Genomic DNA, 23,296 nt, shown 5'->3' with positions numbered 1-23,296 from the left:
CCATGCTGGATAAAATTGTTATTGCCAACCGTGGTGAGATTGCCCTGCGTATTTTGCGTGCCTGTAAAGAACTGGGCATCAAAACCGTTGCGGTTCACTCCACCGCGGATCGTGATTTAAAACATGTACTGCTGGCTGACGAGACCGTTTGTATCGGTCCGGCGCCGTCAGTAAAAAGCTATCTGAATATTCCGGCGCTGATCTCCGCTGCGGAAATCACCGGCGCGGTGGCTATTCATCCGGGCTACGGCTTCCTGTCTGAAAACGCTGACTTTGCCGAGCAGGTTGAGCGCTCCGGCTTTATTTTCATCGGGCCGCGTGCCGAAACGATTCGTCTGATGGGCGATAAAGTTTCCGCAATCAACGCGATGAAAAAAGCGGGCGTACCTTGCGTACCTGGTTCTGACGGTCCGCTGGGCGATGACATGGAGAAAAATCGGTCGATCGCGAAACGTATCGGCTATCCGGTCATTATCAAAGCCTCCGGCGGCGGCGGCGGACGCGGTATGCGCGTTGTCCGTAGCGATAAAGAGCTGGAAACCTCCATCAACATGACGCGTGCGGAAGCGAAAGCCGCTTTCAACAACGACATGGTCTACATGGAGAAGTACCTGGAGAACCCGCGCCACATCGAAATTCAGGTGCTGGCGGACGGTCAGGGCAACGCTATCTATCTGGCTGAACGCGACTGCTCTATGCAGCGTCGTCACCAGAAAGTGGTGGAAGAAGCGCCGGCGCCGGGCATTACGGCAGAAATGCGCCGTTATATCGGCGAGCGTTGTACCCAGGCCTGCGTTGAGATCGGCTATCGCGGTGCGGGTACTTTTGAGTTCCTGTATGAAAACGGCGAGTTCTACTTTATCGAGATGAACACCCGTATTCAGGTTGAGCATCCGGTTACCGAGATGATTACCGGCGTGGATCTGATCAAAGAGCAGCTACGTGTTGCTGCCGGTCAGCCGCTGTCGATCAAACAGGAAGAAGTCGTGGTGAAAGGCCACGCGGTGGAGTGCCGTATCAACGCGGAAGATCCTAATACCTTCCTGCCAAGCCCGGGCAAAATCACGCGCTTCCACGCGCCGGGTGGTTTCGGCGTGCGTTGGGAATCGCATATTTATGCCGGTTACACCGTGCCGCCATACTATGACTCCATGATTGGCAAGCTGATCACCTACGGTGAAAACCGTGACGTGGCGATTGCCCGCATGAAAAACGCGCTGGCTGAACTGATCATCGACGGGATAAAAACCAACGTTGAACTGCAGATGAAGATCATGTGCGACGAAAACTTCCAGCACGGTGGCACTAATATCCACTATCTGGAGAAAAAACTGGGTCTGGCAGAGAAATAATTTCCTGTTGCCCTGTCTGAGGCCGGCTTGTCCGGCCTTTTTTCTTTCTGGTTTTGCTGATGATGAAAAGCACTCTTGTCGATACGCGCTTTATTCAGGCACACCGTGAGGCGCGCTGGTCCTTCTGGCTGGCCGTGGCCTATCTGGCCGTCTGGGCGCTTTGCGCCTGGCTGGGCGGCATGCAGCCCGGCTTAACCGGCCTGCCGCGCTGGTTTGAACTTTCCTGCCTGTTTGCGCCGCTGTTATTTATTTTTCTTTGTTGGCTGATGGTTCGCGTCTGCTTCCGCGAGATTCCGCTGGAGGATGATGATGCAAACTGAAGTGATCCTTCCTCTGCTCGGTTATCTGCTGTTAATCGCCCTGCTCTCGGTTTACGCGATGCGCAAACGCCGTCAGGGAAACTTCCTTAACGAATACTTCCTAGGCGGCCGCTCAATGGGCGGCTTCGTGCTGGCGATGACGTTGACTACCACTTATATCAGCGCCAGCTCCTTTATTGGCGGGCCGGGCGCGGCATACAAATATGGCCTGGGCTGGGTGCTGTTAGCGATGATTCAGGTACCCGCCGTTTGGTTATCGCTTGGCGTGTTGGGTAAAAAGTTCGCTATCCTGGCGCGGCGCTACAATGCGGTTACCCTCAACGATATGCTCTACGCGCGCTACCGCAGCCCGCTGCTGGTTTGGTTGGCCAGCCTTAGTCTGCTGGTGGCATTTGTCGGCGCCATGACCGTACAGTTTATCGGCGGCGCCCGGCTGCTGGAAACCGCCGCGGGCATTCCCTATGACACCGGTTTGCTGATCTTCGGCGGCACCATTGCCCTCTATACCGCTTTTGGCGGCTTTCGCGCCAGCGTGCTGAACGATGCGATGCAGGGACTGGTGATGCTGATCGGCACCTTTTTGCTGCTGTTTGCCGTTGTGCATGCGGCAGGCGGCATGCACGCCGCCGTCAGCAAGCTGCAGCAGATCGATCCGCGTCTAATTACGCCGCAGGGCGTCGATAATATAATTACGCCCACGTTCCTTTCTTCCTTTATGGTATTGGTCTGCTTCGGCGTGATCGGCCTGCCCCACACCGCCGTGCGCTGTATCTCTTATAAAGACAGCAAGGCGGTGCACCGCGGCATTATTTTCGGCACCATGGTTGTTTCGGTGCTGGTGTTTGGCATGCATCTGGCGGGGGCGCTGGGCCGGGCGATCCTGCCCGATCTGACCATTCCGGATCGCGTCATTCCTACCCTGATGCTGACTGTCCTGCCGCCGTTCGCCGCCGGAATCTTTCTGGCGGCGCCAATGGCGGCGATCATGTCGACGATCAACGCGCAACTACTGCAATCTTCCGCCACGATCGTGAAAGATCTCTATCTGCGCCTCTATCCGCAACAGATGGATAACGAGCCACGGCTGCGGCGCCTTTCCGGCATCGTAACGCTGGTTCTGGGGCTTTTACTGCTGCTGGCCGCGTGGAATCCGCCCGATATGCTGATCTGGCTGAATCTGTTGGCGTTCGGCGGACTGGAGGCGGTGTTCCTGTGGCCGCTGGTATTAGGTCTTTACTGGGAAAAAGCCAATGCGGCGGGCGCGCTGAGCGCCATGATTGTCGGCGCGGCCTGTTATACCCTGTTAGCGGCGCTGCAACTGCAGCCGGCAGGATTTCATCCTATCGTACCGGCCCTGCTGTTAAGCCTGCTGGCATTTATTATCGGTAACCTGTTTGGTCGTTCGGCTTCAGCGTCGGACGCATCTTCACTGTATGAATAAAGAGAATCGCTATGCCCTGGATACAAATTAAGATCAACACAACCGGTGCGGATGCAGAAGCGCTGGGTGACCTGTTAATGGAACAGGGAGCCGTGTCGGTAACCTTCCAGGATACGCACGATACGCCGGTATTTGAGCCGCTGCCGGGCGAGACGCGCCTGTGGGGCGATACCGATGCTATCGGCCTGTTTGATGCCGAAACCGATATGGCGGAGGTGGTGAGCCTGCTGGAGCAGGATCCACTGCTGGGCGTCGGCTTTCGCCATAAGATCGAACAGATCGAGGATAAGGACTGGGAACGCGAATGGATGGAAAATTTTCATCCGATGCGTTTTGGACAACGGTTATGGATCTGTCCAAGCTGGCGCGATGTACCCGACCCAGATGCGGTTAACGTAATGCTCGATCCAGGCCTCGCTTTCGGCACCGGTACCCACCCGACCACCGCGATGTGTCTGAGCTGGCTTGACGGCCTGGATTTGCAGGGTAAAACCGTGATCGATTTCGGCTGCGGCTCCGGTATTCTGGCTATCGCCGCCCTGAAGCTTGGCGCCGCTCAGGCCATCGGTATTGATATCGATCCGCAGGCCATTCAGGCCAGCCGTGATAACGCTGAGCGTAACGGCGTCTCCGATCGCCTGTCGCTCTACCTGCCCCACCAGCAGCCAGATAATCTGAACGCCGATGTAGTGGTGGCGAATATTCTTGCCGGGCCGCTACGCGAGCTGGCGCCGCTTATCAGCGTTCTGCCGAAGCACGGCGGCCATTTAGGCTTGTCCGGTATTCTCGCCAGCCAGGCTGACAGCGTGTGTGAAGCTTACCGTGAGCGTTTTGCGCTTGATCCGGTGGCTGAAAAAGAGGAGTGGTGCCGTATTACCGGTACCCGCCGCTAAACCCTGCCTCGCGCGCGTTGCGGGCTCCTATCGCAACGCGCCATTTCCCTTTTCCTCTTTTCTATTCATCAAAAGATGGCGTTTTTTATATCATCCCTACGGGTTAACGCTTTGCGGCTTTAACTTGGATGGTGCTGAGACACCGGATAGTCTTAAAGGGATAGAGGGATGCAAAAAATAACCGCTGTGCTGCTGAGCTTGCCGCTCGCCTGGATAACATCGGTGCTGGCGGAGAATCACTGGTCATATAAAGGCGATACGGCGCCCGAGCACTGGGGCAACCTCAATGCGCAGTGGTTTTTCTGCAATCAAGGTCAATATCAGTCACCCATTGATATCCGGGATCCTGTTACGGGGAACCTGCCGCCGTTAAACCTTTATCTCTCTTCTCCTGCCGGCAGCATTACCCATAACGGCCACACGATTCACATTACCGTTGAAGAGGGAAACAGCGTGGCGCTGGATAGGCAGCACTGGCAGTTAAAGCAGTTCCATTTCCACGCGCCCAGCGAGAATTATATTAACGGGCAACGCTTTCCACTGGAGGTGCATTTCGTGCATGCTAACAGCAAGGATGAAGGCATGGTGGTCGCCGTTATGCTGGTTGCCGGTCAGGCCAATCCGGCGCTGGAAATGGTGCTTAACGCCCTGCCGCAGCGGCAACATCATAGCGCAGCATTGCCGCCCAATGTCTCTTTCGCCTCGCTGTTTCCGCAAGATAAGCACTATTACCGCTTCAGCGGATCGTTGACGACGCCGCCCTGCACGGAAGGCATTATATGGCTGGTCATGAAGCAGCCGGTCGAAGCATCCCAAATGCAGCTTTCTCGTATTACGCAGGCGCTGCGTAATGCGAATAGTCGTCCGCTGCAGCCGCTTCATGGCCGACAAATAACTGAGTAAGGCGTTGATCGCTCCGCCCATCGCTGCTTTCAGGGCCGTTATTGACGTCATATCTCTGGTTTTATGCGCCCGAAAGACGCTTTTATCCTGTGGTTGAGATCACATTTTAATAAAAATCTTTGCTCACAATTCAAGCGCATGTTTTTAAGCTTATGTTTTTTAAAGATAAAGTTTAAAGGGTCACGGAGTAACCGGCTTTTCCATGATTTTTACCCACTGATTGTTCAAAGTTTGGCCTTTCATCTTCGGTAAAAAATGCGTAATATACGCCGCCTTGCGAGTAGATACGGTCACTTCTTTCATGCGCATTGGACAACACCAGCTCCGTAATCAACTGATAGCCGCTCCGATGGCCGGTATTACTGACAGGCCTTTTAGAACGCTTTGTTATCAGATGGGGGCCGGTATGGCCGTTTCCGAGATGATGTCGTCGAACCCGGAAGTTTGGGCCAGCGATAAATCTCGTTTGCGTATGGTACATAGTGACGAGCCCGGAATTCGCGCCGTGCAGATTGCCGGTTGCGATCCTGATGAAATGGCTGAAGCGGCACGGATTAATGTGGCATCCGGCGCTCAGGTTATTGATATCAATATGGGCTGCCCGGCCAAAAAAGTTAATCGTAAGATGGCAGGCTCTGCGCTGCTGCAATACCCCGAGGTGGTGAAGAATATTCTTACCGCCGTGGTTAATGCAGTAGAGGTGCCGGTGACCTTAAAGATTCGTACTGGCTGGGATAGAGATAATCGTAATTGCACTGAAATTGCCCAATTGGCTGAACGTTGTGGTATCCAGGCTCTGACCATTCATGGCCGTACCCGCGCCTGTTTGTTCAACGGCAACGCTGAATACGACAGCATTCGGACAGTTAAGCAGAACGTTTCCATTCCGGTTATCGCGAACGGAGACATTACTGACCCGCACAAGGCCAGGGCGGTGCTCGACTATACGGGAGCTGATGCTCTGATGATAGGACGCGCCGCTCAGGGAAGACCGTGGATCTTCCGGGAAATCCAGCATTATCTGGACACTGGGGAGTTGCTCCCACCCATGCCGCTGGCAGAAGTGAAGCGCTTGCTCATCGGGCATATACGGGAACTGCACGACTTTTACGGTCATGGCAAGGGATACCGTATTGCGCGAAAACACGTTTCCTGGTATCTCCAGGAGAACGCCCCAAACGACCAGTTTCGGCGCACATTCAACGCCATTGAGGATGCCAGCGAACAGCTGGAGGCGTTGGAGGCATACTTCGAAAAACTTGCGTAAACGAAATAAAGAGCTGACAGAACTATGTTCGAACAACGCGTAAATTCTGACGTACTGACCGTTTCTACCGTTAACTCACAGGATCAGGTGACGCAAAAGCCGCTGCGTGATTCGGTAAAACAGGCACTGAAGAACTATTTTGCTCAACTGAATGGTCAGGATGTCAATGATCTGTATGAGCTGGTACTGGCTGAAGTAGAGCAGCCTCTGTTGGACATGGTGATGCAATATACCCGTGGCAACCAGACCCGTGCAGCCCTGATGATGGGCATCAACCGCGGTACGCTGCGTAAGAAACTGAAAAAATACGGCATGAATTAATTTTCTCCGCTGTGAAAAAAGGCGCTCCATCCGGATGCGCCTTTTTTAATGTCTGGACCTCAAGAATTGTCCGTTTTTTGTAAATATGGGCCGCCCGGCCTAACTTCTGTGTACCATCGTTGTCTGAGAACCTGTACCGCGACTGATTGGCATCTTTATGCGTTACATCTTTCTTTTACGCATATGAGAGCGTCATGAAATCTTCTCCACGTTTTACCCTTGATATGTTGCACCCGCGCCATTGGCTTACCTGGTTTGGTCTTGGCGTACTGTTCCTGCTGGTTCAGCTTCCTTTTCCGTTGCTTGAACGCCTGGGCGTCTGGATGGGCCGCACCTCGATGCGCTTTTTGCCGCGTCGGGTACGTATCACGCGGCGTAATTTAGAACTCTGCTTTCCCGATCTCAGCCCGTATGAATTAGAACAGCGGATCATCCATAATTTTGAATCGTTAGGTATGGGCCTGATGGAAACCGGCATGGCGTGGTTTTGGTCAGATGCCCGTGTGAAGCGCTGGTTTACCGTCAATGGTTTGCATAACCTGCACGCGGCGCAGAAAAACAAACGCGGCGCGCTAATTATCGGCGTGCATTTTATGTCGCTGGAACTAGGCGGCCGCACTATGGGGCTGTGTCAGCCGATGATGGCTATGTACCGACCGCATAATAATAAGCTGATGGAATGGGTACAAACCAAAGGGCGTACCCGCTCCAATAAGGCGATGATCGATCGCCGCGATCTGCGCGGTATGGTGAAAGCGCTTAAGCAAGGCGAAGCCGTCTGGTTTGCTCCCGATCAGGATTACGGCCCGAAAGGCAGCGTCTTTGCGCCTTTGTTCGCTGTTCCGCAGGCCGCGACCACCAACGGTACCTTTATGCTGGCGCGTATGGCCAAACCAGCGATGATCACCGTGGTGCTGATTCGTAAAGAGCGTGGTCAAGGGTATGAACTGGTGATTCAACCGCAGCTGGAAGATTATCCGCTGGACGATGAGCAGGCCGCCGCAGCCTATATGAATAAAATTATTGAGCGGGAAATCTTGCGTGCGCCTAGCCAGTATTTGTGGCTGCACCGCCGTTTTAAAACCCGCCCGGCTGGCGCAACGTCGCTCTACTAGTTAATTAAATTTTCTACAGCCCGTTAGCGGTAACGCTAGCGGGCTTTTTTATGCGCGTAACATCCGGCGTTAATCTGCGCACCACTTCACATTACGCTCATCCTGTTTAACTCTTTGCACTCTTTGTGATCGCGGCGACTTACGTCGCATCATACTGGTGCGCGATAGTAACCAAACTTTTCCGTTACCTTCAGTTATTAATACCGTCCCTACAAAAATTCAGGATCCTGCAACTTTGGCACTCTCCTTGCAAAGTTGTGGATGGCTGACCGCCACAGACAGGAAAAGCGCAGTAAAAGCGCTCGTCACCCCATAACAATACGATCACGCCACACAGGAATATGTATGAATAAAATGATGCTTTCCGCTCTGTTTGCTACCGCGTCGCTGCTGGCCGTAGCGAATCAGGCCCATGCTGGCGCTACCCTTGATGCCATTAAGAAGAAAGGATTTATTCAGTGCGGGATTAGCGATGGCTTGCCTGGCTTTTCCTATGCCGATGCCAGCGGTAAATTTACTGGCCTGGATGTGGATGTGTGCCGGGCCGCCGCCGCTGCGCTATTCGGCGACGCAGGTAAAGTGAAATACACCCCGCTGACCGCGAAAGAGCGCTTTACCGCCCTGCAATCGGGCGAAGTTGATATTTTATCGCGTAATACCACCTGGACCTCCTCTCGCGACGGCGGCATGGGCTTCCTGTTTGCGGGCGTCAATTACTATGATGGCATCGGCTTTCTTACCCATAACAAAGCCGGGCTAAAAAGCGCGAAAGAGTTGGATGGCGCCACTGTCTGTATTCAGGCCGGTACGGATACAGAACTCAACGTAGCGGACTATTTCAAAGCCAATAAGATGCAGTACACGCCAGTAACCTTTGACCGTTCCGACGAGTCAGCGAAGGCGCTCGACAGCGGTCGCTGCGACACGCTGGCCTCCGATCAGTCACAGCTGTATGCCCTGCGCATTAAGCTGGGCAAGCCCGATGAATTTATTGTTCTGCCAGAAGTGATTTCTAAAGAGCCGCTTGGCCCGGTCGTCCGTCGTGGCGATGACGACTGGTTCACCGTGGTTAAGTGGTCTTTCTACGCCATGCTTAACGCTGAAGAGATGGGCATCAGCTCGAAGAACGTCGACCAAATGGCGGCCAAACCCACCACGCCGGATATGGCGCACTTACTGGGATCGGAAGGCGATTTTGGTAAGGATCTGAAGCTGGATAACAAGTGGGCTTATAACATTATCAAGCAGGTCGGCAACTATCAGGAGAGCTTCGATCGCAATGTAGGTAAAGATAGCCCGCTCAAAATCGCCCGTGGGCAGAATGCTCTGTGGAAAGATGGCGGTATTCAGTACGCACCACCCGTACGTTAATTCCTGCTACCACACGGGGCACCGCCAGCGGTGCCCTCGTCAGTATTCTCGTTTCTGAGGTCGATCATGTCTCAACGCCCAACCGTGAAAAGGGACTTTTCATTCTCTAATCCTGCGGTTCGCGCCTGGCTTTACCAGATTTTCGCCGTTCTCGCGGTGTTTTCCGTGGTGGGTTATCTCATCCACAATACCGTTATCAACCTGGCCAACCGGGGAATTACCTCCGGCTTCGGCTTTCTGGAACGCAGCGCTGGTTTCGGGATTGTGCAGCATCTTATCGACTATTCCGACGGCGATACCTATGCTCGCGTTTTCCTGGTGGGCTTAACCAATACCCTGCTGGTCTCTGCGCTTTGTATTGTGTTTGCTTCCGTATTAGGTTTTTTTATCGGCCTGGCGCGCCTTTCCGATAACTGGCTGCTGCGTAAGATTTCCACCGTTTATATTGAAACCTTCCGCAATATTCCGCCGCTGTTGCAGATATTTTTCTGGTACTTTGCCGTGCTGCGTAACCTGCCCGGCCCCAGGCAGGCGCTGAATGCCTTTGATCTGGCTTTTATCAGTAACCGTGGGCTTTATATCCCATGGCCTGAATATACGTCGGGAACGCTGCCGTTTATCGCCGCTCTGCTGTTGGCTATTATCGCTACGGTTGCGCTATTTCGCTTCAACCGTAACTATCAGTTGAAAACCGGCCGGTTACGCCGCAGCTGGCCCGCCGCAGTGGCGATGCTGATTGTTTTTCCTTTAATTGCCCATCTGCTATTTGGCGCAGCCATGCACTGGGATATTCCTGCGCTGCGCGGCTTCAACTTTCGCGGCGGCTTTGTATTGATCCCTGAGCTGGCCGCGCTGACGCTGGCGCTCTCTATTTATACCTCTTCATTCATCGCTGAGGTGATCCGTTCCGGTATTCAGTCGGTGCCGCATGGGCAGCATGAGGCGGCTATGTCGCTGGGTTTACCTAATCCGGTTACGTTACGCCAGGTGATCATTCCGCAGGCGATGCGGGTGATCATTCCACCGCTGACCAGCCAGTATCTGAATATCGTTAAAAACTCCTCGCTGGCAGCCGCTATTGGCTATCCCGATATGGTTTCGCTGTTCGCCGGTACGGTGCTAAATCAGACCGGCCAGGCCATAGAGACGATTGCCATGACAATGGCGGTTTACCTGACGATCAGCCTGCTGATCTCGCTGCTTATGAACATCTACAACCGCAAAATCGCCCTGGTTGAGCGTTAAAAGGTACGGCATATCATGACAGTCACTACACACGATTCGCCCCCTGTTCCGACAAATGCTGTAATGCGCATGTCGCGCTGGGCGCGTAAAAATCTTTTTTCCAGCTGGTTTAATACGCTGCTGACGTTGCTCTGTTTATGGATTATATGGAGCCTAATACCCCCTGCGTTGAACTGGCTGATTTTTCAGGCTAACTGGCTTGGTGAAAGCCGGGCCGACTGTACAAAAGAGGGTGCCTGTTGGGTATTCATTCATGCACGTTTCGGCCAGTTTATGTATGGTCTCTATCCGCATGAGCTGCGCTGGCGTATCAACGTGGCATTAATTGTTGGGCTGTTTTCCCTGATCCCGATGTTTATCAACCGTATGCCGCGGCGAGGTCGCTATATCGCCGTCTGGGCAGTGGTATACCCCCTTTTCGTCTGGCTGATGCTCTATGGCGGTCTGTTTGGGCTGGAGCGCGTGGAAACGCGCCAGTGGGGCGGTTTAACGCTGACATTGATTATCGCGGCAGTAGGCATTGCCGGCGCTTTGCCGCTGGGCATTTTACTGGCGCTGGGGCGCCGTTCAAAAATGCCGGTGGTACGCGCATTGTCAGTGATTTTTATCGAGTTCTGGCGCGGCGTGCCGCTGATTACCGTCCTGTTTATGTCATCTGTCATGCTGCCGCTGTTTATGGCAGAGGGAACATCAATAGATAAGCTGGTGCGGGCGCTGGTTGGCGTGATTCTCTTTCAATCGGCTTATGTGGCGGAAGTGGTGCGCGGCGGGCTACAAGCGTTGCCTAAAGGGCAAACCGAAGCCGCGGAATCCTTAGCGCTGGGATACTGGAAGACCCAACTGCTGGTCATCCTTCCGCAGGCTCTCAAACTCACCATTCCTGGCCTGGTCAATACCATTATCGCGCTGTTTAAAGATACCAGTCTGGTGATCATCATCGGTCTGTTTGATCTCTTCAGCAGCGTACAGCAGGCTACGGTCGATCCCGCCTGGCTTGGCATGTCGACCGAAGGCTACGTCTTTGCCGCACTGGTTTACTGGATCTTTTGTTTCAGTATGTCGCGCTACAGTCAGTACCTTGAAAATCGTTTTAATACCGGGCGTAAAGCGCACTAAGGAATATGTTAATGAAACCTGTTACTCATGCAGCAGATACTATGATTACGCTCGAAAATGTGAATAAGTGGTATGGTCAGTTCCACGTTCTGAAAAATATAAACCTGACGGTGAAACCGCGTGAACGTATCGTGTTGTGCGGCCCTTCCGGCTCCGGCAAATCAACTACCATCCGCTGTATTAATCATCTGGAAGAGCATCAACAGGGACGAATTATTGTTGATGGCATTCATTTAAATGATGATCTGCGCAATATTGAAAAAGTCCGTACCGAAGTGGGCATGGTATTTCAACATTTTAACCTGTTCCCTCATCTGACCGTGCTGCAGAACTGTACGCTGGCGCCGATTTGGGTGCGTAAGACGCCAAAAAAGGAGGCGGAAGCGCTGGCGATGCATTATCTGGAACGGGTTCGTATCGCGGAACATGCTCACAAATTTCCCGGACAGATTTCTGGCGGCCAGCAGCAGCGCGTGGCGATTGCCCGCTCACTCTGCATGAAACCCAAAATCATGCTGTTCGATGAGCCGACATCAGCGCTCGATCCGGAAATGGTGAAGGAAGTGCTGGATACCATGATTGGACTTGCCGAGGATGGGATGACAATGCTTTGCGTTACGCATGAGATGGGCTTTGCGCGCACCGTTGCCGACCGTGTGATCTTTATGGATCGTGGAGAGATTGTTGAACAGGCGCCACCCGAGGAATTTTTTGCGCATCCTAAATCTGAGCGTACGCGTATGTTTTTATCGCAGGTTATTCATTAAGGATCGCAGAGAGAATCTACCCTGCCTGGGCTGGGCTAGGCTGGGCTGGGCTGGGCTGGGCTGGGCTGGGCTGGGCTGGGGTAGATGATTAATTACTGGCTAAGTAAAGCCAGATCTTTTTACGGCGAGTGATGCGTTTTTAATCGCCAAAAACGAAAAAGCCTCAGCTTTCGCTGAGGCTCTGTCGTTTGTTTGATGCCTGGCAGTTCCCTACTCTCGCATGGGGAAGCCCCACACTACCATCGGCGCTACGGCGTTTCACTTCTGAGTTCGGCATGGGGTCAGGTGGGACCACCGCGCTCTTGCCGCCAGGCAAATCCTTTTATAAGTTGTCTGAGACGACTTATTTAAACTGTTGCTTTCTAAGCTTGGGCCACAATGTTGTCGCCCTGGTATAACTGGTGCTGATACCCAGAGTCGAACTGGGGACCTCACCCTTACCAAGGGTGCGCTCTACCAACTGAGCCATATCAGCACACTAAATTTGATGCCTGGCAGTTCCCTACTCTCGCATGGGGAAGCCCCACACTACCATCGGCGCTACGGCGTTTCACTTCTGAGTTCGGCATGGGGTCAGGTGGGACCACCGCGCTCTTGCCGCCAGGCAAATTCTTTGTGCACGGAACGGCTCTTTTGCGCTGCTGCTGCGTTGGCTGCTCTCGCATAACTCAGTTACATACTTCTGTATGCGCCTTCGTTATGTCTCGCTGGCCGCCTGGCTTCAGCACAAAATCTTCCGTTCCCGCAAATATCTATCCGGTGAACAAAGCTGAAAATCTCTCAACTCAAAACGCCTGTGGCGTTGTAAGGTTAAGCCTCACGGGTCATTAGTACCGGTTAGCTCAACGCATCGCTGCGCTTACACACCCGGCCTATCAACGTCGTCGTCTTCAACGTCCCTTCAGGAGACTCAGGGTCTCAGGGAAGACTCATCTCGAGGCAAGTTTCGTGCTTAGATGCTTTCAGCACTTATCTCTTCCGCACTTAGCTACCGGGCAGTGCCATTGGCATGACAACCCGAACACCAGCGGTGCGTTCACTCCGGTCCTCTCGTACTAGGAGCAACCCCTCTCAGTCTTCCAGCGCCCACGGCAGATAGGGACCGAACTGTCTCACGACGTTCTAAACCCAGCTCGCGTACCACTTTAAATGGCGAACAGCCATACCCTTGGGACCTACTTCAGCCCCAGGATGTGATGAGCCGACATCGAGGTGCCAAACACCGCCGTCGATATGAACTCTTGGGCGGTATCAGCCTGTTATCCCCGGAGTACCTTTTATCCGTTGAGCGATGGCCCTTCCATTCAGAACCACCGGATCACTATGACCTGCTTTCGCACCTGCTCGAACCGTCACTCTCGCAGTCAAGCCAGCTTATGCCATTGCACTAACCTCACGATGTCCGACCGTGATTAGCTGACCTTCGTACTCCTCCGTTACACTTTGGGAGGAGACCGCCCCAGTCAAACTACCCACCAGACACTGTCCCCACGCCGGTTCACGGCGCCAGGTTAGAACATCAAACATTAAAGGGTGGTATTTCAAGGATGGCTCCGTGCGAACTGGCGTCCGCACTTCACAGCCTCCCACCTATCCTGCACATCAAGGCTCAATGTTCAGTGTCAAGCTGTAGTAAAGGTTCACGGGGTCTTTCCGTCTTGCCGCGGGTACACTGCATCTTCACAGCGAGTTCAATTTCACTGAGTCTCGGGTGGAGACAGCCTGGCCATCATTACGCCATTCGTGCAGGTCGGAACTTACCCGACAAGGAATTTCGCTACCTTAGGACCGTTATAGTTACGGCCGCCGTTTACCGGGGCTTCGATCAGGAGCTTCTCTTGCGATAACCCCATCAATTAACCTTCCGGCACCGGGCAGGCGTCACACCGTATACGTCCACTTTCGTGTTTGCACAGTGCTGTGTTTTTAATAAACAGTTGCAGCCAGCTGGTATCTTCGACTGGCTTCGGCTCGGGGAGCAAGTCCCTCCACCTACATGCCAGCGTGCCTTCTCCCGAAGTTACGGCACCATTTTGCCTAGTTCCTTCACCCGAGTTCTCTCAAGCGCCTTGGTATTCTCTACCTGACCACCTGTGTCGGTTTGGGGTACGATTCGTTGTTACCTGATGCTTAGAGGCTTTTCCTGGAAGCAGGGCATTTGTTGCTTCAGCACCGTGGTGCCTCGTCGTCACGCCTCAGCCTTGACCTTCCGGATTTGCCTGGAAAGTCAGCCTACACGCTTAAACCGGGACAACCGTCGCCCGGCCAACATAGCCTTCTCCGTCCCCCCTTCGCAGTAACACCGAGTACGGGAATATTAACCCGTTTCCCATCGACTACGCCTTTCGGCCTCGCCTTAGGGGTCGACTCACCCTGCCCCGATTAACGTTGGACAGGAACCCTTGGTCTTCCGGCGAGCGGGCTTTTCACCCGCTTTATCGTTACTTATGTCAGCATTCGCACTTCTGATACCTCCAGCATGCCTCACAGCACACCTTCGACGGCTTACAGAACGCTCCCCTACCCAACAACACACAGTGTCGCTGCCGCAGCTTCGGTGCATGGTTTAGCCCCGTTACATCTTCCGCGCAGGCCGACTCGACCAGTGAGCTATTACGCTTTCTTTAAATGATGGCTGCTTCTAAGCCAACATCCTGGCTGTCTGGGCCTTCCCACATCGTTTCCCACTTAACCATGACTTTGGGACCTTAGCTGGCGGTCTGGGTTGTTTCCCTCTTCACGACGGACGTTAGCACCCGCCGTGTGTCTCCCGTGATAACATTCTCCGGTATTCGCAGTTTGCATCGGGTTGGTAAGCCGGGATGGCCCCCTAGCCGAAACAGTGCTCTACCCCCGGAGATGAATTCACGAGGCGCTACCTAAATAGCTTTCGGGGAGAACCAGCTATCTCCCGGTTTGATTGGCCTTTCACCCCCAGCCACAGGTCATCCGCTAATTTTTCAACATTAGTCGGTTCGGTCCTCCAGTTAGTGTTACCCAACCTTCAACCTGCCCATGGCTAGATCACCGGGTTTCGGGTCTATACCCTGCAACTTAGCGCCCGGTTAAGACTCGGTTTCCCTGCGGCTCCCCTATACGGTTAACCTTGCTACAGAATATAAGTCGCTGACCCATTATACAAAAGGTACGCAGTCACCCCATAAAGAGGCTCCCACTGCTTGTACGTACACGGTTTCAGGTTCTTTTTCACTCCCCTCGCCGGGGTTCTTTTCGCCTTTCCCTCACGGTACTGGTTCACTATCGGTCAGTCAGGAGTATTTAGCCTTGGAGGATGGTCCCCCCATATTCAGACAGGATACCACGTGTCCCGCCCTACTCATCGAGCTCACAGCACATGCATCTTCGTGTACGGGACTGTCACCCTGTACCGTGCGCCTTTCCAGACGCTTCCACTGACACACATGCTGATTCAGGCTCTGGGCTGTTCCCCGTTCGCTCGCCGCTACTCAGGGAATCTCGGTTGATTTCTTTTCCTCGGGGTACTTAGATGTTTCAGTTCCCCCGGTTCGCCTCATGTCACTATGTATTCATGACATGATAGTGCAACGGATTGCACTGGGTTTCCCCATTCGGGTATCGCCGGTTAATAGCGGTTCATATCACCTTACCGGCGCTTATCGCAGATTAGCACGCCCTTCATCGCCTCTGACTGCCAGGGCATCCACCGTGTACGCTTATTCGCTTAACCTCACAACCCACAGACGTCTTCCGACACCTGAGGTGTGAGCATTGAGAGAATCGTGAACAACATAACGTTGTTCCGTTTTCAATTTTCAGCTTGTTTCCGGATTGTTAAAGAGCAAAACTACACAGTACATTCGCAAATGCACTCTGGAGTGTTCATCAACCACAGGTTGATGGTGGAGCTAAGCGGGATCGAACCGCTGACCTCCTGCGTGCAAGGCAGGCGCTCTCCCAGCTGAGCTATAGCCCCAGATGTGTTCGTAAAACCGCCGGTTACCTTCATTCCTTTCAGAACAAGGCATGGTTTTGCGACGCATAGTCAACTATGCGAGCCGAAACCATAACGCAGTGCTGGAAGGAATTGGTAGGCCTGAGTGGACTTGAACCACCGACCTCACCCTTATCAGGGGTGCGCTCTAACCACCTGAGCTACAAGCCTGCCGGGGTTTTACTGCTCGTTACTTCTATCAGACAATCTGTGTGAGCACTTCACGGGCGGGATTCAGCATGGTAAGGAGGTGATCCAACCGCAGGTTCCCCTACGGTTACCTTGTTACGACTTCACCCCAGTCATGAATCACAAAGTGGTAAGCGCCCTCCCGAAGGTTAAGCTACCTACTTCTTTTGCAACCCACTCCCATGGTGTGACGGGCGGTGTGTACAAGGCCCGGGAACGTATTCACCGTGGCATTCTGATCCACGATTACTAGCGATTCCGACTTCACGGAGTCGAGTTGCAGACTCCGATCCGGACTACGACGCACTTTATGAGGTCCGCTTGCTCTCGCGAGGTCGCTTCTCTTTGTATGCGCCATTGTAGCACGTGTGTAGCCCTGGCCGTAAGGGCCATGATGACTTGACGTCATCCCCACCTTCCTCCGGTTTATCACCGGCAGTCTCCTTTGAGTTCCCGGCCGAACCGCTGGCAACAAAGGATAAGGGTTGCGCTCGTTGCGGGACTTAACCCAACATTTCACAACACGAGCTGACGACAGCCATGCAGCACCTGTCTCACGGTTCCCGAAGGCACTTCCGCATCTCTGCAGAATTCCGTGGATGTCAAGGCCAGGTAAGGTTCTTCGCGTTGCATCGAATTAAACCACATGCTCCACCGCTTGTGCGGGCCCCCGTCAATTCATTTGAGTTTTAACCTTGCGGCCGTACTCCCCAGGCGGTCGACTTAACGCGTTAGCTCCGGAAGCCACGAGTCAAGCTCACAGCCTCCAAGTCGACATCGTTTACGGCGTGGACTACCAGGGTATCTAATCCTGTTTGCTCCCCACGCTTTCGCACCTGAGCGTCAGTCTTCGTCCAGGGGGCCGCCTTCGCCACCGGTATTCCTCCAGATCTCTACGCATTTCACCGCTACACCTGGAATTCTACCCCCCTCTACGAGACTCTAGCCTGCCAGTTTCGAATGCAGTTCCCGGGTTGAGCCCGGGGATTTCACATCCGACTTGACAGACCGCCTGCGTGCGCTTTACGCCCAGTAATTCCGATTAACGCTTGCACCCTCCGTATTACCGCGGCTGCTGGCACGGAGTTAGCCGGTGCTTCTTCTGCGGGTAACGTCAATGAATAAGGTTATTAACCTCACTCCCTTCCTCCCCGCTGAAAGTACTTTACAACCCGAAGGCCTTCTTCATACACGCGGCATGGCTGCATCAGGCTTGCGCCCATTGTGCAATATTCCCCACTGCTGCCTCCCGTAGGAGTCTGGACCGTGTCTCAGTTCCAGTGTGGCTGGTCATCCTCTCAGACCAGCTAGGGATCGTCGCCTAGGTGAGCCGTTACCCCACCTACTAGCTAATCCCATCTGGGTTCATCCGATGGTGTGAGGCCCGAAGGTCCCCCACTTTGGTCTTGCGACGTTATGCGGTATTAGCCACCGTTTCCAGTGGTTATCCCCCTCCATCGGGCAGATCCCCAGACATTACTCACCCGTCCGCCACTCGTCAGCAGAGCAGCAAGCTGCTCTCTGTTACCGTTCGACTTGCATGTGTTAGGCCTGCCGCCAGCGTTCAATCTGAGCCATGATCAAACTCTTCAATTAAAAGTCTGATGCTCGAGAAAAACGTCGTAATGAATTACGTGTTCACTCTGAGACTTGATACTGCAATTATTTTTGCGATATCCCGTCCGTGAGTGCCCACACAGATTGTCTGATAAATTGTTAAAGAGCGGTGCGACCGGCGCTTCGTGCCGTTGTCGCGAGGTGGCGTATATTACGCTTTCCTCTTTCAGAGTCAACCCCTTTTTCAGAAGTTTTTCTCCGGCGATTCAGACTTCGCTGAACCGCTCAACACCGCGTGGCGTAAGCCGTTGTGCCGTGTCGATGGAGGCGCATTATAGGGATCCGAATTCATTGCACAAGCCTTTTTTCGATCTTTTTTGCTGGTTGCTGACTTTTCATTCTTTTCGCTGCGATCTTATGCGATCGGATGAAAATTACAGCACAATATCAACGATGGTTTTATCTGTTATTCATTACGCTGCATGTCCTCATCCTACAGGAGCAATATCATGAGCAGTGCTTTACGCCCTTATAAGCAGTTTTTCCCTGATACTGGCGATCGTGTGATGGTCGATGCCACTAGCGTAGTGGTGGGTGATGTTACGCTGGAAGATGATGTCAGTATCTGGCCATTGGTAGCGATACGGGGAGATGTGAATAAAGTGGTGATTGGTAAACGCAGCAATATTCAGGATGGCAGCGTGTTGCACGTGACACACAAATCAGCCGCGCGGCCGGAAGGCTTCCCCCTCATCATTGGGGAAGAGGTCACCGTTGGTCATAAAGCGATGTTGCATGGCTGTACCATTGGCAACCGTGTACTGGTTGGCATGGGATCGATTCTTTTAGACGGCGTAGTAGTAGAAGATGATGTGATGATTGGCGCTGGCAGCCTGGTTCCGCCCGGTAAACGACTCGAGAAAGGCTACCTTTATCTTGGCAGCCCGGTTAAGCAAGTTCGTCCACTGAATGAAAAAGAGCTGGAAGGATTACGCTATTCTGCCAACAACTACGTTAACTGGAAAAATGACTACCTGGATCAGGAAAGCCAGACCCAGCCCTGCTCGTCTTCTTGATGATCTTCTAACAACTCTTGCGCCTGATCTTCCAGGTCCCAGCGATTAGCACGAAACAGCACCAGCGGTTCACCTTCACCGAACCGCTGGCAAAGTGCCTTTCGTGTAATACCGCAGGTTAATTGAAAACCGTTAACTATTACCGGGAAACAAACGGCCTGCCGTATTTCATCCCAATCTTCTCTGTCAGGAAACTGAATCGCCTGGTTCATGAAACCAGTTCCGCCTGCAAACAATTCAGTACCGGCGTAACGTCCGGCAGTATCCCATGCCAGAGCAGGAAGGCGTGTGCCGCCTGCCCCACCAGCATGCCTAAACCATCGGCCGTGGCCGTTGCCCCTGACTGCTGGCACCACTTCAGGAAAGGCGTCGCTCCTTGCTGATAAAACATATCGTAACAGCGGGTGTCGGCATTGATCAGGGAAGCGGGCAAGTCCGGAATAGCGCCCTCAACCCCGCTGGAAGTCGCGTTAATGATCAAATCAAATTTTTTACCGGCCAGCTCTGTCATGGCTAACGCGCTAATGTCGCCGGTATGGGCGAAAATAGCGGCCAGCTCACTAGCCCGTGCCGGCGTACGATTGGTTAACGTTAGCGAACATCCCAGGGAAAGTAAGGGCAGGATCACGCCGCGCGCCGCACCACCTGCACCAACCAATAGAATACGATCGCCGGGTTTGATAAAAGATAATCGCTCAAGATCGCTCAACAGGCCGATTCCGTCAGTATTATCCCCCAGTAATTGCCCATCCTGGCGTTGATATAAGGTATTTACCGCACCCGCCAGCGCCGCCCGCTCCGTTAACTCGTCAGCCAGTTCATAAGCCTGCTGCTTAAAGGGTAACGTTACGTTGGCACCCTGCCCACCCTGCTGTAAAAACTCATGCAACGTTGAAGCAAAGCCATCAAGCGGCGCAAGCAAACGCCCATAACGATGCTCAATTCCCGTCTGTTGAGCAAACTCATGATGAATAAGAGGCGATTTGCTGTGGGCAATCGGGTTGCCAATAACCACGAAGTTATCCATATCTTATCCCTGACGAATAATATCGCCGCTGATAATGTCGCGAATCTCAGAAGGATTAAGCCGACCGCCAGTTTCCCCCTGCAAAACAGGAAAATCGTCGCCGAACTGACGCAGCACTTCATCAACGTTACGACAGGGAGGCTGCCCGCTCAGGTTTGCACTGGTTGAAACCAGAGGCTTGCCAAACTGACGACACAGTTCCTGTACTGCCGGATGATCGCTAACGCGTACCGCCAGCGTATCGAAACGTCCCGTTAACCAGCGGGGTGTCCGCGGCAGTGCTGGCAATACCCAAGTCACCGGCCCCGGCCAGGAGGCAAACATCTTTTCTCGCTGCGTTACAGAGAGTTCGTGATCGGCAACGTAGGGCATCAGCTGCTGATAATCAGCGGCAATAAGAATTAATCCTTTTTCTACCGGGCGCTGTTTAAACGCCAATAACTGCATAACGGCTTCTTCACTGTCAGGATCGCAACCCAGTCCGAATACAGCCTCGGTGGGATAAGCGATAACCGCCTGCTGTTGCAACTGTTCAACACACCAGCTAACTGTTCCGGGAATGATTTCTTTATTCACTACTGTTTCCTGCATCAACCGGTTTACCGCACGCTTTGCTGGCGCAAAAGCGTTTCAAACCTTGTGCTGTCTTCTTTTCGATTAATAAGGGGAAATGACAATATTTGCACGTTCCCTCTTTTGGCGTGAAATTCACTGCAAACTGGCAATCCGGATAACGATCGCAGGCATGAAAAGTCTTACCAAAACGTGAACGTCGTTGTACCAGATGCCCCTGCTGGCACTGTGGGCAAGCGATAGAGGTTTCATCCGGACGATCGATCACTTCAGTATGCTCGCATTCCGGGTAGCGGCTACAGCCGATAAACATGCCGTAACGCCCCTGACGTAATACCAGATCGGCCTGGCATACTGGACAATGTTGTCCTTCCAGAACTTTAACGATATGGCCATCAGACTGATTTTTTAGCGGACGGACATAATCGCATTCTGGATAATGTGAGCAGCCAAGAAAAGGACCATGCTTTCCGGAGCGAATAACGAGATCTGCCCCACAAGTGGGGCAGGATTCCTGTTTTCGCACTGTGAAAAGTGCTGGTTTACTCATTGTGTTAGGACACTGTGTAAAAAACTCAGTGCAGCATTCCTTCATTGACGTCGAAAAGTAACTCTTCCATCTGCTGATAGGCATTTTCACATCCAGGGATGTTAAACAGCACCATCAGCACCACCCATTTAAGATCTTCCAGATCAAATTCAAACGTATCCAGGGCCATGACCCGTTCGATAACCATCTCACGCGTTTCCAGGTTCAAAACCTGAATTTGCTCCAGAAACAGAATGAAGCCGCGACAGCTGGCATCAAGACGCTGACTCTCTTCCTCTGTATAGATACGCATCGAGAGCGGATCGGTGGTAAGCAGTATCGGAGCGACAAGTCCGTCCTGATAGTCTGCTAATTTTTCCAACCAGTTCAACGCATTATTGATATCGTCACGATGAAAGCCAGCATCAGCCAGATCATCAGTCAGTTTATCCTGGTCAACGCGCATCTCTGCTTCGCTGTGGATATAAGTTTCAAACAAGTACATTAGTACGTCGAACATGGCATGCCCTCCTCAATCGGACATAGCCGCCGGGTACAGCTGCGATCCATCCTGCTAACTCCAGCTCAAGCAGTTTAGCTATGATGGCTGGCACAGGTTGGCCGGCACGTTCAGCGACGACGTCAACAGGTGTAACCTCATCTCCTACGTTAGCCAACACCTCGGCAAATGGCAATGGACCATCAGCATTGTCTGAAGAATTAATTCTGTTCTGCGCTGAAAGTGGTAGCCACTGCAGCTCGCTGTGAATCTGTTCAAGGATATTATTGGGATGGGCCACTAATAGCGCGCCCTGCTGAATAAGCCAGTGGCTGCCCTCGCTGACATCGCTGCCCAGCGGACCGGGCAAGGCATAAACCTCCCGATTTTGCTCCAGCGCATAGCGCGCCGTTACTAATGATCCGCTTTTAAGGGAAGCCTCAACCACCAGGACACCAAGACTCAGCCCGCTGATGATGCGGTTACGCCGAGGAAAATTATAGGCCAGCGGGAAGGTATCAAGCGGGAACTCGGATACCAACGCCCCGCCCGCCATAACTATCTCTTGCGCCAGACGATGATGGTTTGCGGGATATAGCCGCTCCAGCCCGCTTCCCAGCACCGCGATGGTTTTGCCCTTTACCTTTAAGGCCGCGCGATGGGCCACGGCATCGATTCCGCGCGCCAACCCACTGGTAATAGTCAGCCCGCTTGCCGCCAGGATCTGGGTGAAGTAGTCGCCCCACTGGCGGCCATAATGGGAAGCATTGCGGCTGCCTACGATCGCCAGCTGCGGCGTAGCGAGCAGGTGTGGATCGCCGTATATCATTAAGGCTGCGGGATAACGCGCAGCCTGCTTTAATAAGGCGGGGAATAACGCATCCTCAGCCGTAATTAAATGGCGATCGGGTTGTTCTAGCCAACGCAACGCCTGTTCCAGACGTTTTTCCGGCACCGCCTGAAACGCCTCGGCCTGACTGGCATTAAGGCCTGCGGCAGTATAGTTTTGCGGTTCGTTATGACCGTCGTGACTTAACAATTTTGCCGCCCGCACCATTTTTTCGCCGCACAGCCCTTTTACGCTCATCAGGCGTAACCATACTTCTCTTGAAGCCATCTCGCTTTCCCTGTCAATGTGCGCCAGTCGCCGCTTTCCATACTGCGCAATGCTGTCAATCAAGGAATGAAATGTCTACAATAAGAGGTAACGATGGTTACTTCTCTGAATACAGATCTGGAAAGTTATGTCAGTTTTACAAGTATTACATTACCCCGACGATCGTCTTCGCATTGTTGCGAAACCCGTCGCTGAAGTGGATGCGGAAATCCAGCGCATCGTCGATGATATGTTCGAGACGATGTACGCTGAAGAAGGTATTGGCCTGGCGGCTACGCAGGTAGATATCCACCAGCGCATTATTGTTATCGATGTCTCTGAAAATCGTGACGAGCGTTTGGTGCTGATTAACCCTGAGCTGCTGGAAGAAAGCGGTGAAACCGGTATTGAAGAAGGCTGCCTTTCTATTCCTGAACAGCGTGCGCTGGTGCCGCGTTCTGAGCGAGTTAAAATTCGCGCGCTGGATCGTGAAGGCAAACCTTTTGAGCTGGAAGCGGATGGCCTGCTGGCGATCTGTATTCAGCATGAAATGGATCACCTGGTCGGGAAGCTGTTTATTGATTATCTCTCCCCATTAAAACGCCAGCGTATTCGTCAAAAACTGGAAAAGCTGGCTCGCCTTAATACCCGTGCCTCCTGACAGTA

At 53.1% G+C, this 23,296-nt stretch carries 20 protein-coding genes, 3 tRNA genes and 4 rRNA genes; 14 read left to right on the top strand and 13 right to left on the bottom strand.

The window, feature by feature from the left end; genetic code table 11:
- The first annotated feature begins 2 nt into the window (after positions 1 to 2).
- From accC to K6958_RS02230, 12 genes are all read left to right on the top strand, one after another.
- Positions 3 to 1,352, top strand: coding sequence for an acetyl-CoA carboxylase biotin carboxylase subunit (gene accC, locus K6958_RS02285; protein WP_249893150.1), 1,350 nt, complete (start codon positions 3 to 5; stop codon positions 1,350 to 1,352).
- A 62-nt stretch (positions 1,353 to 1,414) separates the two neighbouring features.
- Positions 1,415 to 1,672 (top strand): YhdT family protein, encoded by a 258-nt coding sequence (locus tag K6958_RS02280; RefSeq protein WP_249894570.1) that lies wholly within the window; start codon positions 1,415 to 1,417, stop codon positions 1,670 to 1,672.
- Positions 1,662 to 3,113: a sodium/pantothenate symporter gene (panF, locus tag K6958_RS02275; RefSeq protein ID WP_249894569.1), complete on the top strand. Its 1,452-nt coding sequence runs from the start codon at positions 1,662 to 1,664 to the stop codon at positions 3,111 to 3,113. Before K6958_RS02280 ends, panF begins: the two co-directional genes overlap by 11 nt.
- Positions 3,114 to 3,124: 11 nt before the next feature.
- Complete coding sequence (prmA, locus tag K6958_RS02270) at positions 3,125 to 4,006, top strand: 50S ribosomal protein L11 methyltransferase (RefSeq protein ID WP_249893149.1); 882 nt, start codon at positions 3,125 to 3,127, stop codon at positions 4,004 to 4,006.
- A gap of 168 nt (positions 4,007 to 4,174) precedes the next feature.
- Complete coding sequence (locus K6958_RS02265) at positions 4,175 to 4,909, top strand: carbonic anhydrase (RefSeq protein WP_249893148.1); 735 nt, start codon at positions 4,175 to 4,177, stop codon at positions 4,907 to 4,909.
- 301 nt (positions 4,910 to 5,210) lie between these two features.
- Complete coding sequence (dusB, locus tag K6958_RS02260) at positions 5,211 to 6,176, top strand: tRNA dihydrouridine synthase DusB (protein ID WP_249893147.1); 966 nt, start codon at positions 5,211 to 5,213, stop codon at positions 6,174 to 6,176.
- A 24-nt stretch (positions 6,177 to 6,200) separates the two neighbouring features.
- Positions 6,201 to 6,497, top strand: a complete 297-nt coding sequence (gene fis / locus K6958_RS02255) for a DNA-binding transcriptional regulator Fis (protein ID WP_000462905.1) — start codon at positions 6,201 to 6,203, stop codon at positions 6,495 to 6,497.
- 194 nt (positions 6,498 to 6,691) lie between these two features.
- Positions 6,692 to 7,612, top strand: coding sequence for a kdo(2)-lipid IV(A) palmitoleoyltransferase (gene lpxP / locus K6958_RS02250; protein WP_249893146.1), 921 nt, complete (start codon positions 6,692 to 6,694; stop codon positions 7,610 to 7,612).
- A 345-nt stretch (positions 7,613 to 7,957) separates the two neighbouring features.
- Positions 7,958 to 8,983, top strand: coding sequence for an amino acid ABC transporter substrate-binding protein (locus K6958_RS02245; protein ID WP_249893145.1), 1,026 nt, complete (start codon positions 7,958 to 7,960; stop codon positions 8,981 to 8,983).
- Positions 8,984 to 9,049: 66 nt separating this feature from the next.
- Positions 9,050 to 10,228, top strand: a complete 1,179-nt coding sequence (locus K6958_RS02240) for an amino acid ABC transporter permease (protein WP_434085185.1) — start codon at positions 9,050 to 9,052, stop codon at positions 10,226 to 10,228.
- Between the two features lie 15 nt (positions 10,229 to 10,243).
- Complete coding sequence (locus tag K6958_RS02235; protein WP_249893144.1) at positions 10,244 to 11,344, top strand: amino acid ABC transporter permease; 1,101 nt, start codon at positions 10,244 to 10,246, stop codon at positions 11,342 to 11,344.
- Between the two features lie 11 nt (positions 11,345 to 11,355).
- Positions 11,356 to 12,111 (top strand): amino acid ABC transporter ATP-binding protein, encoded by a 756-nt coding sequence (locus K6958_RS02230; RefSeq protein ID WP_434085184.1) that lies wholly within the window; start codon positions 11,356 to 11,358, stop codon positions 12,109 to 12,111.
- Positions 12,112 to 12,308: 197 nt separating this feature from the next.
- Here the strand turns inward: K6958_RS02230 and rrf (K6958_RS02225) are convergent.
- The 7 genes from rrf (K6958_RS02225) to K6958_RS02195 form a co-directional block, all read right to left on the bottom strand.
- Positions 12,309 to 12,424: ribosomal RNA gene (rrf, locus tag K6958_RS02225) — 5S ribosomal RNA — on the bottom strand.
- An 86-nt stretch (positions 12,425 to 12,510) separates the two neighbouring features.
- Positions 12,511 to 12,586, bottom strand: a tRNA-Thr gene (locus tag K6958_RS02220).
- Positions 12,587 to 12,600: 14 nt separating this feature from the next.
- Positions 12,601 to 12,716: ribosomal RNA gene (gene rrf / locus K6958_RS02215) — 5S ribosomal RNA — on the bottom strand.
- A gap of 201 nt (positions 12,717 to 12,917) precedes the next feature.
- Positions 12,918 to 15,820 (bottom strand): 23S ribosomal RNA (locus K6958_RS02210).
- 170 nt (positions 15,821 to 15,990) lie between these two features.
- Positions 15,991 to 16,066: transfer RNA gene (locus K6958_RS02205), tRNA-Ala, on the bottom strand.
- A gap of 112 nt (positions 16,067 to 16,178) precedes the next feature.
- A tRNA-Ile gene (locus K6958_RS02200) sits at positions 16,179 to 16,255 on the bottom strand.
- A 72-nt stretch (positions 16,256 to 16,327) separates the two neighbouring features.
- Positions 16,328 to 17,869 (bottom strand): 16S ribosomal RNA (locus tag K6958_RS02195).
- The 16S, 23S and 5S rRNA genes sit together here with 3 tRNA genes alongside, the layout of an rRNA operon.
- Before the next feature lie 470 nt (positions 17,870 to 18,339).
- Between K6958_RS02195 and K6958_RS02190 the strand changes: the two genes are divergently transcribed.
- The gene (locus K6958_RS02190; protein WP_249893142.1) at positions 18,340 to 18,906 is read left to right on the top strand and encodes a gamma carbonic anhydrase family protein; all 567 of its coding nucleotides are present in this window, start codon (positions 18,340 to 18,342) and stop codon (positions 18,904 to 18,906) included.
- Here K6958_RS02190 and K6958_RS02185 read toward each other — a convergent pair.
- From K6958_RS02185 to dprA, 6 genes are read right to left on the bottom strand one after another with little or no spacing between them, the layout of a single operon-like run.
- Positions 18,870 to 19,118, bottom strand: a complete 249-nt coding sequence (locus K6958_RS02185) for a DUF1488 family protein (RefSeq protein WP_249893141.1) — start codon at positions 19,116 to 19,118, stop codon at positions 18,870 to 18,872. The two genes, K6958_RS02190 and K6958_RS02185, sit on opposite strands and share 37 nt — an antisense overlap.
- Positions 19,115 to 19,933, bottom strand: coding sequence for a shikimate dehydrogenase (gene aroE / locus K6958_RS02180; RefSeq protein WP_249893140.1), 819 nt, complete (start codon positions 19,931 to 19,933; stop codon positions 19,115 to 19,117). Before aroE ends, K6958_RS02185 begins: the two co-directional genes overlap by 4 nt.
- 3 nt (positions 19,934 to 19,936) lie before the next feature.
- Entirely contained in the window at positions 19,937 to 20,524 is a 588-nt protein-coding gene (gene tsaC, locus K6958_RS02175) for an L-threonylcarbamoyladenylate synthase type 1 TsaC (RefSeq protein WP_249894761.1), read from the bottom strand.
- Positions 20,502 to 21,056 (bottom strand): DNA topoisomerase family protein, encoded by a 555-nt coding sequence (locus tag K6958_RS02170; RefSeq protein ID WP_249893139.1) that lies wholly within the window; start codon positions 21,054 to 21,056, stop codon positions 20,502 to 20,504. Before K6958_RS02170 ends, tsaC begins: the two co-directional genes overlap by 23 nt.
- Before the next feature lie 25 nt (positions 21,057 to 21,081).
- A complete protein-coding gene (gene smg, locus K6958_RS02165; RefSeq protein WP_103061387.1) occupies positions 21,082 to 21,555 on the bottom strand; it encodes a DUF494 family protein Smg in 474 nt (157 codons plus the stop codon).
- The gene (gene dprA, locus K6958_RS02160) at positions 21,527 to 22,651 is read right to left on the bottom strand and encodes a DNA-protecting protein DprA (protein ID WP_249893138.1); all 1,125 of its coding nucleotides are present in this window, start codon (positions 22,649 to 22,651) and stop codon (positions 21,527 to 21,529) included. Before dprA ends, smg begins: the two co-directional genes overlap by 29 nt.
- A 127-nt stretch (positions 22,652 to 22,778) precedes the next feature.
- Between dprA and def the strand changes: the two genes are divergently transcribed.
- Positions 22,779 to 23,291: a peptide deformylase gene (def, locus tag K6958_RS02155; RefSeq protein WP_249893137.1), complete on the top strand. Its 513-nt coding sequence runs from the start codon at positions 22,779 to 22,781 to the stop codon at positions 23,289 to 23,291.
- Positions 23,292 to 23,296: the final 5 nt, after the last annotated feature.

This window comes from Mixta hanseatica (assembly GCF_023517775.1).
Taxonomy (GTDB): domain Bacteria; phylum Pseudomonadota; class Gammaproteobacteria; order Enterobacterales; family Enterobacteriaceae; genus Mixta; species Mixta hanseatica.
Note: the sequence above shows the minus strand (reverse complement) of the source record. Positions and strands in the feature narration are given on the sequence as shown.